General features: G+C 61.4%; 14 protein-coding genes. 10 read left to right on the forward strand and 4 right to left on the reverse strand.

Features of this window, described 5'->3' with window-relative positions; genetic code table 11:
- Positions 1 to 129 precede the first annotated feature (129 nt).
- Positions 130 to 267: a hypothetical protein gene (locus VIE67_RS00970; protein WP_332022372.1), complete on the reverse strand. Its 138-nt coding sequence runs from the start codon at positions 265 to 267 to the stop codon at positions 130 to 132.
- A 91-nt stretch (positions 268 to 358) separates the two neighbouring features.
- Between VIE67_RS00970 and VIE67_RS00975 the strand changes: the two genes are divergently transcribed.
- The gene (locus VIE67_RS00975) at positions 359 to 700 is read left to right on the forward strand and encodes a hypothetical protein (RefSeq protein ID WP_332022374.1); all 342 of its coding nucleotides are present in this window, start codon (positions 359 to 361) and stop codon (positions 698 to 700) included.
- Between the two features lie 67 nt (positions 701 to 767).
- Here VIE67_RS00975 and VIE67_RS00980 read toward each other — a convergent pair whose 3' ends face one another.
- On the reverse strand, positions 768 to 2,816 hold the full coding sequence (locus VIE67_RS00980; protein ID WP_332022376.1) for a winged helix-turn-helix domain-containing protein: 2,049 nt from the start codon (positions 2,814 to 2,816) through the stop codon (positions 768 to 770).
- A gap of 347 nt (positions 2,817 to 3,163) precedes the next feature.
- On the opposite strand from VIE67_RS00980, the gene VIE67_RS00985 reads away from it, so the two are divergent.
- Both VIE67_RS00985 and VIE67_RS00990 read left to right on the forward strand, forming a co-directional pair.
- Positions 3,164 to 3,496: a hypothetical protein gene (locus VIE67_RS00985; RefSeq protein WP_332022378.1), complete on the forward strand. Its 333-nt coding sequence runs from the start codon at positions 3,164 to 3,166 to the stop codon at positions 3,494 to 3,496.
- Positions 3,497 to 3,812: 316 nt separating this feature from the next.
- Positions 3,813 to 4,421, forward strand: a complete 609-nt coding sequence (locus VIE67_RS00990; RefSeq protein ID WP_332022380.1) for a hypothetical protein — start codon at positions 3,813 to 3,815, stop codon at positions 4,419 to 4,421.
- Between the two features lie 43 nt (positions 4,422 to 4,464).
- Here the strand turns inward: VIE67_RS00990 and VIE67_RS00995 are convergent, their stop codons facing one another.
- On the reverse strand, positions 4,465 to 5,301 hold the full coding sequence (locus VIE67_RS00995) for a TatD family hydrolase (protein ID WP_332022381.1): 837 nt from the start codon (positions 5,299 to 5,301) through the stop codon (positions 4,465 to 4,467).
- A gap of 139 nt (positions 5,302 to 5,440) precedes the next feature.
- On the opposite strand from VIE67_RS00995, the gene VIE67_RS01000 reads away from it, so the two are divergent.
- Positions 5,441 to 6,631, forward strand: coding sequence for a hypothetical protein (locus tag VIE67_RS01000; protein ID WP_332022383.1), 1,191 nt, complete (start codon positions 5,441 to 5,443; stop codon positions 6,629 to 6,631).
- Positions 6,632 to 6,734: 103 nt separating this feature from the next.
- On the opposite strand, the gene VIE67_RS01005 is transcribed toward VIE67_RS01000, so the two are convergent.
- Positions 6,735 to 7,748, reverse strand: coding sequence for an adenosine deaminase (locus VIE67_RS01005; protein WP_332022385.1), 1,014 nt, complete (start codon positions 7,746 to 7,748; stop codon positions 6,735 to 6,737).
- A 156-nt stretch (positions 7,749 to 7,904) separates the two neighbouring features.
- On the opposite strand from VIE67_RS01005, the gene uraH reads away from it, so the two are divergent.
- The 6 genes from uraH to VIE67_RS01035 all read left to right on the forward strand — a co-directional run bounded on the left by uraH (position 7,905) and on the right by VIE67_RS01035 (position 14,769).
- A complete protein-coding gene (gene uraH / locus VIE67_RS01010; protein ID WP_332022387.1) occupies positions 7,905 to 8,258 on the forward strand; it encodes a hydroxyisourate hydrolase in 354 nt (117 codons plus the stop codon).
- A gap of 4 nt (positions 8,259 to 8,262) precedes the next feature.
- The gene (gene xdhA / locus VIE67_RS01015) at positions 8,263 to 9,747 is read left to right on the forward strand and encodes a xanthine dehydrogenase small subunit (protein WP_332022388.1); all 1,485 of its coding nucleotides are present in this window, start codon (positions 8,263 to 8,265) and stop codon (positions 9,745 to 9,747) included.
- Positions 9,744 to 9,890: a hypothetical protein gene (locus tag VIE67_RS01020; protein WP_332022390.1), complete on the forward strand. Its 147-nt coding sequence runs from the start codon at positions 9,744 to 9,746 to the stop codon at positions 9,888 to 9,890. The genes xdhA and VIE67_RS01020 overlap by 4 nt, the downstream gene beginning before the upstream one ends.
- Positions 9,887 to 12,226 (forward strand): xanthine dehydrogenase molybdopterin binding subunit, encoded by a 2,340-nt coding sequence (gene xdhB, locus VIE67_RS01025; protein ID WP_332022392.1) that lies wholly within the window; start codon positions 9,887 to 9,889, stop codon positions 12,224 to 12,226. The genes VIE67_RS01020 and xdhB overlap by 4 nt, the downstream gene beginning before the upstream one ends.
- Before the next feature lie 121 nt (positions 12,227 to 12,347).
- A complete protein-coding gene (locus VIE67_RS01030; RefSeq protein ID WP_332022394.1) occupies positions 12,348 to 13,562 on the forward strand; it encodes a urate hydroxylase PuuD in 1,215 nt (404 codons plus the stop codon).
- Between the two features lie 91 nt (positions 13,563 to 13,653).
- Positions 13,654 to 14,769 (forward strand): hypothetical protein, encoded by a 1,116-nt coding sequence (locus tag VIE67_RS01035; RefSeq protein ID WP_332022396.1) that lies wholly within the window; start codon positions 13,654 to 13,656, stop codon positions 14,767 to 14,769.
- Positions 14,770 to 14,777 lie beyond the last annotated feature (8 nt).

Consider the following 14,777-nt stretch of genomic DNA (forward strand, 5'->3'; position numbering starts at 1 on the left):
TCGGAATGTCCACGCGCGCGCGACGCCGTGATCGAGTTGGCCGAGCCGGCGGCGGGTTTTACTCCAGCGCGAAGAATCGCCCCGCCCCGTCGCCATCGATTCACCCGGCGCGTTTCGATGCGCCGGGAATCATTCGCAGCGTGCGCCATCGCCCTCGGGCTTGCACAGCGGCGGGAAATCGTGCGCGCGCCAGTAGTCAAGGATGTGTGTGCGCTTGATGTAGTGCGCATCGCCCTCGATCCGGCCGGCGACGACGAGCCGTGTCATTTCTCGCGCGCAATCCTGAATTACTAATCAAGCAGGAAGCATGTGTAACGAAGGACCGGTTTCAAACTTCAACCAGCCAGGAGGGAACGCCATGAACGCCAAGGCCATCAGGATCAGCGCCACCATCATCGCTTTTGTTGCAATCAACGCCAACGCCGCCGGTCAATCCGGCACAACGTCGCTGCCGACCGTTGCGGTGCGCGACCACGCCGCGCTCATCGTCGACTGCCGCAACGAACAATTGCCTAGCCACGCCGCCGTCGGCGAAGTGCTCGAAACCAATAACGCCAACAGCATCAATGCGGGCCGTGAAGTCATCGTGCACTACGCGCATCGCGAGTGCATGCGCGGCGCACCGAGCGTCGCCTTCGTGCGCGATACGTCGGCGAGCACGCCGGCGCTGGCGATGGTCGATACGCCCGCGCGTCAATGAGGCAAATCACAACGGTTTGGAGCGACAAGGCCAGGGAAGGCCCTACCGCTGTCGAAACGGTCCGTGTCTATTCGCAGCGCGCGCCATCACCCTCGGGTTTGCACTGCGCCGGCCAGCCGTGAACACGCCAGTAATCGATGATGCGTGTGCGATGCAGGAAATCCTGGAAAGCCAGATCGCGGCGCAGCGTCGGATATTCGGGCATCCATAACAGCAGGTAGTAGCTCGGAAAGCCATCGCGCAGCATTTTTTCGAGCGCGGGGATCAGCGTGGCGTAATCGGGATTGGGAGCTATCAGCCGGGTGATATTCGTGCGCCCGGTGTTGCGCTCCGATGCGTCGATCAACGGCATCGCCTGGGTCCAGCGCGACGGGTCGATCAGCGTCTCGGTTGCGGCGAGATACGATTCCCGGAATCCGTCGCTTTCCGGCATCAGGTTCGCCAGCTCGCGGGCGGCGGTGACGTCATGGCGCCAAAATGCGTTAAACCATTTCGCGTAGCTACTCCACCCTGTCGATGGCGCAAGGTCGAAAAACCGTTTCGCTTCATCATGCCGTCCGAGCGTGTCCAGTACGCGGCCATGCACGAAGCTGCTGTTGACGCTCAGCGGGTCGGATGCCGATCCGATTTCGGCCTCGCCGAGCGCTTCTTTGAGATACCCCAACGCGGCCAGCCAATATGCATACAGGGTGCGGCAATCGGAGTCGGCCGGATCAAGCGCCAGCGAGTGCTTGAACAATTCGACGCAGCGCGCCCAGTCCGCGGCCCGGCAAGCCAGGATCGCCAATGCGGTTTGTGTCTCGGCGAGGCTGGGATCGAGTTCCAGCGCGCGTGCGGCCTCGCGCCGGGCTTCTTCGATCTCGCCGGGTGATGCAAGAGTCGTGCGTATGTTGCTGGCGAGTGTCCGCGCAAGCGAAGCGTGGCCCCGCGCATAATCCGGCGCCTTGGCGATGATCGTGCGCAGCATCGCGATGCTTTTTTCCCGATCCTGTAGGCGCTGCACGCTCCGCGCTTCGAGGTACTCGCGGAACAATTCCGGATCGGTATCGCCCGGGCTTGCATTCGCTGCCAGTCCCAGGCGCAGGGTCAGCGCGCCTGCGACTGCCTGGGCGATATCGCTTTCAAGCGCGAATACATTGGCGATGGACCGGTCGTAATTTTGCGCCCACAACGTGTTGCCGCCGGGTACTTCGATCAAGCGCAGGTCGATGCGCAATTGATCGCCGTCCTCACGCAGACTGCCTTCGAGCGCATGCGTCACTTTCAGCTTGTTGGCGAGCTGTGGCAGATCGAATTTGCCGGACTGCGCAAGCGTTGCCGAGGTGTTTGAGATCAGGTGCAAACCATCGACGCGCGACAAGCGCGTGATCAACTCCTCGCTCAAGCCCTCGGCGAGCGCGGTCTCGTTCGCGGCGTTGCCGACCGGATGCAGCGGCAGCACTACAAGCGTCGGCTGCGCCACCGCGGTCAGTGGTTGTGGCGTTGAGTTGTGCGTCGACCAGAACCATGCCGCTGCGAGTATCGCGACGAGAATTACGATCCATTTCCATGGCGTGGATTTACGGCTTGCGGCTGCCGGTTGGGGCAAAGCAATGGCCGGTGCAGGAACTGCTTCAACGTTGGCGCGCGCTGCATCCGACGCGTTGAATTCGGACGTCGATTCGGCCTGCACCAGCGCGGCCGGTGTTTCCGTGATCGGCTCGCCGCCGGGTGTCGGATCGGTATCGGCGGTTTCGAGCGCGATGGGCGTGCGCGTATCGGCGTGTGCACGCTCCGCGGCAAAGCGCACCTGCGCATCGAAGCGATAGCCGACGCCATGCAAGGTGTGCAGATATTGATGCCGCTGCGCGCTTTCGCCAAGCGCTTGACGCAGCAGGGTGATCACGCGATTGAGCACGCCCGGCGTCACATGGCGATGGCCCCACACCGCATCGAGGATCTCGTCGCGGCCAAACGCGCGGCCGGGGTGGCGCGCGAGCAAGGCAAGTACGGCAAACGCCTTGGGTTCCAGCGGCATGTCGGCCCCGGCCACGAACAGGCGTCGTCCGGACAGGTCGATTTCGACCTGATCGAACACGATCCAGCTCTGTGCGGCGTTGTTTTCCTCGTCCGTCAAGCGTTATCCCTCTCGCCGAGCCAGTGAAACAAGTATAACAAAATCAATATGTTGGATTTCCAGCGAGAGCCCCTAAGCTTTTCCCAAGCTTTCGCTCGCGCTGCTCCAACGCATTCAACACGACTTCAACGCGACGTCCTCAAGCATTGCCGCCGAGCCTGCGCGACATTGCAACCACCGGAGCAAGACCGCCCCGGCATCACCAACCCGAGACAACCGTTGTGACGATTCTACCCCTCAATTCACCTGCGGCTTCCGTCATCCAGCAGAGAACGAATTGAGTCAGTGCCCAAATGTCGTAGTGCGACAAAGACCACCACCTACCCCATCCAACCCAAGGAACTGCCATGAACGCCAAACTACTTGCCATCGTCGTCAGCTTCGCCGCGATCAGCACCAGCGCCATCGTTCAAGCCGGCGAAACTTCGCTGCCCGTCGTTGCCGTGCGCAACAACGCCGCGCTCGTCGTCAATTGCAGCAACGAACAATTGCCCAGCCACGCCGCCGTCGGCGAAGTGCTCGAAACCAATAACGCCAACAGCATCAATGCGGGCCGCGAAATGATCCTGCACTACGCCCACCGCGAGTGCATGCGCGGCGCGCCGAGCGTCACCTTCGTGCGCGATACGTCGGCTAGCACGCCGGCGCTGGCCATGGTCGATACGCCCGCGCGCCAATGAGGCAAATCACAACGGGTTGGAGCAACAAGGCCAAGGATGGCCCTACCGCGGCGGTCGCGCGCGACTTGGCGCAGATGTGCGCTAGATACATCGGTTCGTTGCGCCGGTGTACCGGCGGTAGATTCCGCCAGCAGCGAAGCGCGTTCCACGGAAACCGCTATCGGAAATCCAACTTCGTGTAATCGCCAACAGCAGAAGTTGAACTACGACACGCAATACGAATTCCGTGCCGTCGCTCTCAAGCATGGCGTTCGTCCGTATCCGGGAGCTGCGTACGGCAGTCTGCTGCCGAACCTATCCACTTGAGGATCACGCCATGTTTGACATCTTGTTCGACAAGTCCACTGGCCGGCGCCTGCTATCCCGCGCCGCACTAATGTTCGTGCTCGTGATTTCCTATCTTGGCAGCGCAGGTATCGCGAGCGCCGCCAAGCCCTCTATCGACCCGACGTATGTCGACGGACAGACCTACTACATGATCGGGCCGCACATGATCACCAACCCGAATCCGAATCTGCTCGCGCACGCGCAGGAGTTGTATCTGGTCGTCTACCCGATTGGTGATGGCACCTTGGGCCAGGGTGAGCGCGTCTTGCCATCCGGCTATAAACCCCAGTGCGATCCCTGCTATCACCCGGGCCTTCCGCCACCGTTTGTCTATCACGATCACATACTGCCCGGCGCACCCGGGCTGGGGAAAAACGGCACGGCTGGCGAGTTCAAGGGGCCGTGGAAGATTATTTTGGTCGTGTACAAATTCAACGTTATAGAGAGCCTAAATTTCACACCGATCAAGAGTGCGACCGATCTGGATGCCGGCGAGGCCGCCGGCATGTTTGAGCAGATCAATCCCGGTGCGGACAACCCGTACGAAATCGTCACCGGAAGTGTGCTGATCTGCCCGTTGGTCTCACCGAACGCGTGAGTTTTTCTGAGCGTAATCGCGGCGGCGCTGTTGCCGCCGCGATTCACTCCTTGTGGATCGCTGCCGGATACCTCGGCAAGTCGAAAAATGCCCGCGCCGCTGCCGTCGCATTCGCCGCGGTAACGGCCATGTCCTCGCCGCGGTCGCGCGCGACTTCGGCGCAGATATGCGCCAGATACATCGGCTCGTTGCGTCGATGTGCAGGCATCGGTTTCACATCGCGCGGCAGCAGGTAGGGCGCATCGGTTTCCAGCATCAGGCGGTCGGCCGGTATACTTTTTACCAGTTCACGCAGATGCAGGCCGCGGCGTTCGTCGCAGATCCAGCCGGTGACGCCGATATAAAAATCGCGGTCGAGGTAGCCGAACAGTTCGGCTTTGTCGCCGGTGAAGCAATGCACCACAGCGCGACCAACGCGGCCGCGCCCGCTCTGATTGAGCATGCCGTCCATGCAGGCGATCAAATCCGCATGCGCGTCGCGCTGATGCAGGAACAGCGGCTTGCCGCAGTCGATCGCCAGTTGCAGCTGCCGCTCGAACGCGAACAACTGGGCTGCGCGCGGCGAGAAGTTGCGGTTGTAGTCGAGACCGGTTTCGCCGACCGCAACGACTTCGGGCCTGGCATGCAACTCACGCAGCAGGGCTTCGGTTTCGGCGTCGAAATCGCTGGCGTGATGCGGATGCACGCCGGCGGTTGCGTACATCACGCCCGCATGTGCCTGTGCGAGCGCGAGCGCATCGCGTGAACCTTGCGCGCTGGCGCCCGTGACCACGAGTTGGGCAACGCCGTGCGCCTGCGCGCGTGCGAGCACACCATCGAGATCGTGCATGAACGATTCGTGGGTAAGATTGGCGCCGATGTCAACAAGCTGGAGGGTCATACGTTTGCCCTGGTACTGGTGGACGTGCGGCTGGCATTGACATCCTGTTCACGCTGGGTAAGTTGCGCGTAGTGCACAGTCGTCGTACCACCGCTTTGAGTCGAGGAATTCTCTCATGCCGAAATCCACGCTTGTTATCATGCTACGCGCCAGTATCGGCGCCTTCGCCTTCGCTACGGTCTTTAGTGCCGGCGCCGCCGACAATGCCAAAGCACCCACACTCAATACGGCGGCGGTGCAGGCGGCGGTCGCCGCACATCAGGCACAAGCCAGCGCTGCACGGTTGCACGTCGCCGCTGCGGCGACCGGCAGTGCGGTCGCTGCATCCAGCGTGCTGAGCGGCGGCTACGTGAACCCATATCGCGCCTATCCGCCGAGTTGTCTCGCCGATGGCCTGCCATACGGTCAGGCGAACAGCGACCCGAATGCGCGGCAGACGACGTTGACTCTGGCGGGCTACGACAACGGCGGCCATCCCATTTCCGAAACCGATACGTTCATTGTATGGCGCGTGCCGTGCAGCGGCGGCGTATCGGCAACCTTGCTCGAAATCGACCGGCCGGCGCTATCGAACAGCTACATGTTTTTCCCGAGCATCGTGCTGACCAACGCGAGCAGCGTGCAATACCCGCCGCGCCTGCCGCAGGATCCGAACACCGTGTATTCGGATACGCCGCCGGCCGGTCAGTTGAGCTTCTCGAGCGTTTACGTACTCGACTATTTCTACGGCGACACCAATGCCAACGCACCCAACTTCAACCAGGCGTTCACGCTCAGCATCGATACGCTGACCAAAGACAGCGGCGGCCACGAAATTATCGGCGCGCTTAATATCCCGGCCTACAATCCGGCGAACTTCAATAATTATCCTTCCGCTTCCAATCCCCTGGAAATCAGCGGCTACGTGAGCGGTCCCTGGTACGACAACGCGCACGGCGGCGAGGGCATGCTGATCGAGGTCTACGACATCGGCGACCAGGCCAACCGCGTCTTTGCCGCGACGTGGTACACATTCGACAATCTCGGCTTGCCGTTTTGGCTGGCAGCGCAAACGACGATACCGATTCAGGGGAAGACCGTCGGAGTCACCAACGGCTATCAGGTCATCAATGCACCGGTTCGATACTTCACGGGCGGCGGTTTTGCCGGCAACTTCACCCCGCCCATCACGCCGAACCCCTGGGGCACGATGAGTTTCAGCTTCGCTAATTGCAACACGCTGAACTTCAGCTACAACGGCGCAACCGGTGTCGGCATCAATGGCCCTGCCGGTACCAACACGCGGCAATGGACGCGCCTGGCGAATATCAACGGGCTGGTTTGCCAGTAGTCCAAAGCGCTGTTCGCCAAGCATACCGGCGCCGCTGCATGACGGCGCCGGTGTTTTCGTTTTTCGAGGATCAAGACTATCCCGGCCAGCTCAGCCCATCGATTCAATACGCGGAAACAAAGCAGTTTATTTCGCCAAGCCACTTACGCTTGGCGTCCGCGCTGATGAACGAGGCATCGATCGAATTTCGCGCGAGTTGGGCGATGTCGTCGCGCGACAGGTTCAGCCCGCGCTGCAGCGCCAGATAGTTGTCGGCGACATAACCACCGAAATAGGCCGGGTCGTCCGAGTTCACGGTCACGCGCAGGCCGCGATCGAGCAGGCGCTTGAGGTTGTGATCCTCGATGCGCTGGTAGACGCGCAACTTCACGTTGGACAACGGGCATACGGTCAACGGCATGCCTTCGCGCGCGAGGCGTTCGACCAGCACCGGGTCTTCCTCGCAACGCACGCCGTGATCGATGCGCGACACCCTGAGCAGATCGAGCGCTTCATATATATACGCGGGCGGCCCTTCCTCGCCCGCATGCGCGACGCTGAGAAAACCTTCGCGGCGTGCGCGCTCGAACACCGCAGTGAATTTCGACGGCGGATGGCCGCGCTCGGAGGAATCCAGGCCCACGGCGGCGATCATGTCCTTGTACGGCAGCGCCTGTTCCAGGGTGCGCATTGCGTCATCGGCGCTCAGATGGCGCAGGAAGCACAGGATCAATCGATGCGTGATGCCGAACTCGCGTTCGCCGTCGGCCAGCGCGCGACGGATGCCGTTGAGGGCGGTCTCGAATGCAATACCGCGCTCGGTGTGCGTCTGCGGATCGAAAAAGATTTCCACATGCACGACGCCATCGGCATGTGCACGGCGCAGGTAGGCCAGCGTGAGTGCATGGAAATCGTCCTCGTCGCGCAGCACCGCGGCGCCGGCATAGTACAGGTCGAGGAACGACTGCAGGTCGTCGAACTGGTACGCCGCACGCAGCTCCTCGACCGAGGCGTGCGCGAGCTTGACGCCGTGTTTGTGCGCGAGCGCGAACATCAATTCGGGTTCGAGCGTGCCTTCGATATGCAGATGCAGCTCGGCTTTGGGGATGCCGCGGATGAAGTTTTCGATGGAGTTCATGCGCCGAATGTAGACGATGCCGCGACCGCGCTCAACATGAAGTGCTTGCACTGAACGATAATGTTTTGTACACAATGGCAGCTTGCAGCAGAAATGAAAGCTACCGGCGGATGGGCCGCCGGCAGGAAGCGACGGCTGGGTCGTCGGAATGAGGGTATGGGCAAACTCACCACACACGTGCTCGACACCGCGACGGGAACACCGGCGCGCGGATTGCGCGTGGAATTGCATGCGCTCGACGCCGCATCCGCGCAACCGCTCGCGAGTTTTCGCACCAATGCCGACGGCCGCGCGCCTTCGCCGCTGCTCGAAGGCGAGGCGCTACGCGTTGGACGCTACACGTTGACGTTCTATGTCGGCGAATATTTCCGCGCGGCGGGCTTGAGCCTGCCCGAACCTGCGTTTCTCGACGAGGTGGTGATCCGTTTCGGCATCGCGCATGCGGATCAGCACTACCACGTGCCGCTGCTGGTGTCGCCGTGGAGTTATTCCACCTACCGTGGCAGTTGAATCGATGAACGCCACCGCCGACCAGGCGATCCGCTTTGTGCTCGACGGCGAAGTCGTCGGAGTCTCCGGCCTGTCGCCGACCACAACCGTGCTTGAGTACTTGCGCGAGCACGCGCACCGCACCGGCACCAAGGAAGGTTGCGCGGAAGGCGATTGCGGCGCCTGCACCGTGGTGCTCGGCGAGCTCGACGGCGATGGCGTGCGCTACCGCGCGATCAATTCCTGTATCCGCTTCCTGCCCACGCTCGACGGCAAGGAACTGGTCACGGTCGAGAGTCTTGCCGACGGCGAACGCCTGCATCCGGTGCAGCAGGCGATGGTCGATCAGCACGCCTCGCAGTGCGGGTTCTGCACGCCGGGTTTTGTGATGAGCCTATTTGCTTTGTATCAAAACGAAGCCCTGTACCAGCACAACGAAAAACCGGGCCGCGATGCGGTGGTCGAAGCGCTTGCCGGCAATCTGTGCCGCTGCACCGGCTATCGGCCGATCATCGATGCGGGCTGCACCATGGACGGCTACGCCTCGCCCGCGCGCTGGTCGCGCAGCGAGGCGCAGTCGAAGCCGCATGTGGATGCCTTGCGCAACCTGCGTCGCGATGCGTCGCTTGCGTTGCCGGGATTCCGCGCACCGCACAGCGTCGACGAACTCGCCGCGACGCTCGATGCCGCGCCCGATTCGCTGCTGCTCGCCGGCGGCACCGATGTCGGTTTGTGGGTGACCAAGCATCTGCGCGAGCTGCCGCCGATCGTCTATATCGGCGAAGTCGCCGAGCTGCAGCGCATTGACGTCGACAAAGGTGCATTGCGCATCGGCGCCGGCGTTTCACTTACCGATGGCTGGCAGGCGATCGTCGCGAAATATCCGGCGCTCGCCGAGCTTGCACAACGTTTTGCTTCGCCGCCGGTGCGCAATTCGGGCACCCTGGTCGGCAATATCGCCAACGGCTCGCCGATCGGCGACGCGATGCCGGCGCTGATCGCGCTCGGCGCGCAGATCGAATTGCGCCACGGCGCGCGCACGCGCACATTGCCGCTCGAAGCGTTCTATCAGGGCTACATGAAAAAGGATCTGGCACGCGGCGAATTCGTTGTCGCCGTGACGATACCCGCACCGCGCACGCAGCAGGGCATCGCGAGTTACAAACTCTCCAAGCGCATCGATCAGGATATTTCTGCGGTTTGCGCCGCCTTCGTGCTCGAACTCGACGGTGATCGCGTCGCTGAAGTGTGCATCGCCTACGGCGGCATGGCGGCGATTCCCGCGCGCGCGCCGCGCACCGAAGCCGTGTTGCGGGGCCACGCCTGGGAGTCCGCGACGGTTGAACGCGCCTGCGCAGAACTCGCCGAGGACTTCAAGCCGCTGACCGATATGCGCGCGAGCGCCGCGTATCGCCTGACCGGTGCGCAGAATCTGCTGCGTCGGTTTTTCCTCGAACAGTCCGCACACCAGTCTGCGCTGCGCACGCATGCCGCCGAGGTGTCGGCATGAAAGCAAGACTAGCCAAAGCATTCGCCGCGAAAGACGCAAAAGACGCAAAGAAAAGCCTTGGAGATGAATTTTCTTACTTTGCGCTCTTTGCGTCTTTCGCGGTGGAAATTCTGTCTTGTTTTTTGCCGGTGGCGAAAACATGAACGATCTTTCCGCCAACACCGAACTGCCGGCCGGCGCTGCCGTCGTCGGCGAACCGATTCGCCACGAAAGCGCGCATCTGCACGTGAGCGGGCGTGCGGAGTACGCCGACGATGTGGCGTTGCCGCCGAACACCTTGCACGCGGCGTTCGGCATCAGCCGCATCGCCCACGGCCGGATCAAGTCGATGGACTTGTCTGCCGTGCTGGCCGCGCCCGGTGTGGTCGCGGTCGTACGTGCGGGCGATGTGCCCGGCGAGAACAACTACGGCGGTATCGTGCACGATGACCCGATTTTTGCCGACGGACTCGTGCAGTACGCGGGCCAAACCCTGTTCGCGGTCGCAGCGACGAGCTACAACGCGGCACGACGCGCGGCGGCGAAGGCGCGCGTCGAATACGAGGAACTGCCACCGATCCTCGACATTCGCAGTGCGCTCACGGCGCACAGTTTCGTGATCCCAAGCCAGCTCGTCGTGCGTGGCGAAGCACGCACGCAGTTGCCGCAGGCGCCGCATCGCCTGCAAGGCACGATGGAAGTCGGTGGCCAGGATCATTTCTATCTCGAAGGCCAGATCGCGATCGCGCTGCCGCAGGACGACGGCGCGATGCATGTACTGTCATCCACCCAGCATCCGACCGAGGTGCAGAACATCGTCGCGCACGCGCTAGGCGTGGCCGCGCATGCGATCGTCGTGCAGTGCCGGCGCATGGGCGGTGGCTTCGGCGGCAAGGAAAGCCAGCCGGCGCTGATCGCCGCGGCCGCAGCCGTGCTGGCGCGCAAGACGCAGCGACCGGTAAAGCTGCGTCTGGATCGCGACGCCGACATGCTTATCACCGGCAAGCGCCACGATTTCGTCGCCGATTACGACGTCGGTTTCGATGCCGATGGGCGCATCATCGCGCTGGCGCTGATGCTCGCCTCGCGCTGCGGCTATTCGGCGGACCTGTCCGGACCGGTCAACGATCGCGCGATCTGCCACGTCGATAACGCCTATTTCATCGAACACATCGAGCTCGTCTCGCATCGCTGCAAGACGCACACCGTGTCGAACACTGCGTTCCGCGGTTTCGGCGGGCCGCAGGGCATGCTGGTAATCGAACAGATCATTGACGAGATCGCACGTAGCCTGCATCTGGATCCACTCGATGTGCGCCGGCGCAATTACTACGGCGCCGCACCGCGCGATGTCACCCATTACGGCCAGATCGTCGACGACAATATTCTCGACCTGCTGACCGATCGGCTTGAAGCGAGCAGCGACTATCGCAAGCGGCGCAAGCAGATTGCGGCGTGGAATGCGGCGAATACGACCATCAAGCGTGGTATCGCATTCACCCCGGTCAAGTTCGGTATCTCGTTCAACGCAACCGTGTACAACCAGGCCGGCGCGCTGGTACATATTTATACCGACGGCAGCGTGCTGCTCAATCACGGCGGCACCGAGATGGGCCAGGGTCTGTACACCAAGGTGGCGCAAGTCGTCGTCGCCGAATTCGGCTTGCCGCTTGAGCGCGTGCGCACGTCGGCAACCGATACCAGCAAGGTGCCGAACACCTCGGCGACGGCGGCATCGAGCGGCGCCGATCTGAACGGCAAGGCCGCGCAGGCAGCATGCCAGATCCTGTGCGCGCGGCTCGTCGAGCACGCATGCAAAGTATACAATGTCAAGACCGATCAAGTGCGTTTCGTCGGCGGCGAGGTCGAGGTCGGCGCGCAGCGCATTGCGTTCGCCACGCTCGTGCAATCGGCATATCAGGCGCGCATTTCGCTGTCGGCGGCGGGCTACTATGCGACGCCGAAAATCCACTGGGATCGCAGCAAGCTCAACGGCCGGCCGTTTTTCTATTTCGCCTACGGCGTTGCGGTGTCAGAAGTCGCGATCGATACGCTCAGTGGAGAGACGCAACTGACCCGGCTCGATATCCTGCACGATGTCGGGACCTCGCTGAATCCGGCGATCGACCGTGGTCAGATCGAGGGTGGTTTTCTGCAAGGCGTGGGCTGGTTGACCACCGAAGAGTTGTGGTGGAACGAGCGCGGCGAGTTGAAAACGCATGCGCCGTCGACCTACAAGATTCCGAGCGTGCGCGATTGGCCGCTGCACACCGATATCCGCATCCTCGAACAGCAGCCCAATCCCGAGGACACGATCCATCGCTCCAAAGCGGTCGGCGAACCACCGCTGATGCTCGCGATGTCGACCCTGCACGCGATCCGCGATGCAGTCGCTGCGTGCGGGCCGCTGGGCGTGCTGCCGGATTTGCCGGCGCCGGCGACGCCGGAAGCGGTCCTATGCGCGATTGAGCGGGTGCGATGCAAGAGACCAGAGGCATGATTTCGCCGCGAAGGACGCAAAAGACACAAAGAAAGATGCGTCCGATTTATGTTTGCTTCTCGTGCGATTTTTGCGTCCTTTGCGGCGAAAATTTCTTTTGCAGCTCCAGTTCAACAACCTCATGAGCGCATATCTCTTCGAGTGGCTAAGCCTGCTCGGCCGCTGGCTACACCTGATCACCGGCATCGCCTGGATCGGCGCCTCGTTCTACTTCGTCTGGCTCGACAATCATCTGCTGCCGCCCAAGCGTCAGGAGTTGATCGACGCGGGTGTCGGTGGCGAAGTCTGGGCCGTGCATGGCGGCGGTTTCTACAATGCGCAAAAGTATAAAACCGCGCCGGCGACGCTACCCGAATCGCTGCACTGGTTCTATTGGGAGGCGTACACGACCTGGCTGTCGGGATTTTTCCTGCTCTGCCTGCTGTACTTCGGCCAGGCCGAGGTCTATCTGATCGATGCGCAGGTGATGCCGTTGTCCAAGCCGATGGCGATCGGCATCGCGCTCGCGTTTCTTGCGGTCGGCTGGCTGATCTACGACCTGCTGTGCCGCTCGCCTCTCGGCCGCGATGATCGTGCGCTGGGCGCGGTGATCTTCGTCCTGCTCGGCGCCGCCGCGTACGCGCTGTGCCATCTTTACTCGGGGCGCGGTGCGTACATTTTGTTCGGCGCGGTGATCGGCACGATCATGGTCGCGAATGTGTTGTTCGTGATCATTCCGGGCCAGCGCGAGATGGTGAGTGCCAAGCGCGACGACCGGCCGCTCGATCCGATCTACGGCCAGCGTGGCAAGCAACGCTCGGTGCACAACACGTATTTCACCTTGCCGGTGCTGTTCGTGATGATCAGCAACCACTACGCACTGACCTACGGCGCGAAGTACAACTGGCTCGTGCTGATCGCGATGGCGTTTGCCGGCGCGGCGATCCGCGCCTGGTTCGTCGCGCGCCACAAGGCGCACGAGCGCGGCGGCAAGACGCCGCTGCTGCCGCTCGCATTGGGTTTGGTCGCACTCGCCGGCGTGATCATCGCGCTAGCGCCGCCGCTTGGCGAAACCGCGAAGACCACGGCAGTCCCGGCGGCGCAACGTTTCGCCGAAGTGCGGGCGATCGTCAATCAGCGCTGCGTTCCCTGTCATGCCGCGAAGCCAACCTTCAACGGCTTCCCCGCTGCGCCAAACGGCGTGCTGCTCGACACACCCGAGGCGATCCTCGCGCGCACCGCGCAGATGCAGATCCAGCTCAGCACCAAGGTGATGCCGATCGGCAATCTCACGCAGATGACCGATGCCGAGCGTGCGCAGGTGCTTACGTGGCTCACTGACGGCGCGCCGCATTGAAAGTCTGTTCTGACACCTGTTTTGAAAAATGATCCATTCGCGAAAGCTCGATTGCCCGTGTCCAAAGTGCTCTGTCATAGGACACTTCGGTGTGCTTTTCATCAGCAACGATCAGTTGATTCGGGGTTGCTCGAAGTGCGGAACGACAGAAACAATTCCACTGCCCGAGCTGAAAAAGACCATTCTCTACCTCGACCAATTCTTCTTATCAGCGGCGTTCAGGGAGAATCAGCAGAGGTTTGTCGATGCCATCGACCGGATCCGAAGCCTTGCGGCCCAACAGTTACTTGTTTGTCCTTGGTCCGACTTGCACGAAACGGAAACCCACCAGTGGCCTGACAGCAAGCAACAAGAGCTGTGGGATTTCGTAAAGAAGACAGCTAGCGGCCACAGGTTTTCCCACAGCGCGTCAATTAAGTCGGCACAGATATCGAGGGGATTTTGGTCGTTCGTGGATCGTGATCCGTCCAAAAACTTTGTCGAAAAGGAAGATGTTTTTCACTCCGATATTCATGGGTGGGACAACCATGTGTGGATAGATATTCGCTCGCGGATCGATGATGCAGAAGCGGTTAGACGAGGGAAGACCACAGTCGCGAAAGGAATAGCTGGCCTCTTTGATGCGTGGCGCGCTCATCCACAGTCGTTTGCCAAAGATGTGCAGGATGAATGCTCCGGATACGTCAAGACGATCGAGACCGATTACATCGAGTACATGGTGTCGCCCAACATGGCGACTATTCAGGGATTCCTCGGCTCTTGGAATGCGCAAGTATTCAATCACCTGATGGTAGAGCAAGACATGCGGCTGTCTTTTGATGATCGCTTAGCGAAGGTCCGGGATTTTCTACGCTCGGATTCGTTCAGCGCCATTCCTTACGTCGACGCCTCATGTCGCATCTTTGCGAGTCTTCGGAAGGCCGTTCGCCGCGGCGAGCTTCCAACAGCCGAAAGGGCCGAGGAAGCAATGTTTGGGTTTGGACAAGACATGGAAATGATATCCGTGTTTGCTCCCTACACCGATGCTGTGTTTATGGACCGAGCAATGCACCGCTGGATCACTGACAAGGAATGCGGTTTGCCTAACCAATATGGGTTCCGAGCATTTTCTGTCGCAAACTTTGACGAGTTTCACGCATTTCTCGAGAACGTCGAAAAGAACAAACCGAAAGACCACGATGCTTGGTTGAAGGCAGCCTATGGCTGAGGAACTCG

This window comes from Rudaea sp. (assembly GCF_036560865.1).
Lineage (GTDB): Bacteria > Pseudomonadota > Gammaproteobacteria > Xanthomonadales > Rhodanobacteraceae > Rudaea.

Coding starts and splice junctions, on each gene's coding strand:
- VIE67_RS01005 (WP_332022385.1), bottom strand. CDS start 7,748: ATGAACTCCATCGAAAACTTCATCCGCGGCATCCCCAAAGCCGAGCTG.
- VIE67_RS01000 (WP_332022383.1), top strand. CDS start 5,441: ATGCTACGCGCCAGTATCGGCGCCTTCGCCTTCGCTACGGTCTTTAGT.
- VIE67_RS00990 (WP_332022380.1), top strand. CDS start 3,813: ATGTTTGACATCTTGTTCGACAAGTCCACTGGCCGGCGCCTGCTATCC.
- xdhB (WP_332022392.1), top strand. CDS start 9,887: ATGAACGATCTTTCCGCCAACACCGAACTGCCGGCCGGCGCTGCCGTC.
- VIE67_RS00985 (WP_332022378.1), top strand. CDS start 3,164: ATGAACGCCAAACTACTTGCCATCGTCGTCAGCTTCGCCGCGATCAGC.
- VIE67_RS01020 (WP_332022390.1), top strand. CDS start 9,744: ATGAAAGCAAGACTAGCCAAAGCATTCGCCGCGAAAGACGCAAAAGAC.
- xdhA (WP_332022388.1), top strand. CDS start 8,263: ATGAACGCCACCGCCGACCAGGCGATCCGCTTTGTGCTCGACGGCGAA.
- VIE67_RS00975 (WP_332022374.1), top strand. CDS start 359: ATGAACGCCAAGGCCATCAGGATCAGCGCCACCATCATCGCTTTTGTT.
- VIE67_RS00995 (WP_332022381.1), bottom strand. CDS start 5,301: ATGACCCTCCAGCTTGTTGACATCGGCGCCAATCTTACCCACGAATCG.
- VIE67_RS01030 (WP_332022394.1), top strand. CDS start 12,348: ATGAGCGCATATCTCTTCGAGTGGCTAAGCCTGCTCGGCCGCTGGCTA.
- uraH (WP_332022387.1), top strand. CDS start 7,905: ATGGGCAAACTCACCACACACGTGCTCGACACCGCGACGGGAACACCG.
- VIE67_RS00970 (WP_332022372.1), bottom strand. CDS start 267: ATGACACGGCTCGTCGTCGCCGGCCGGATCGAGGGCGATGCGCACTAC.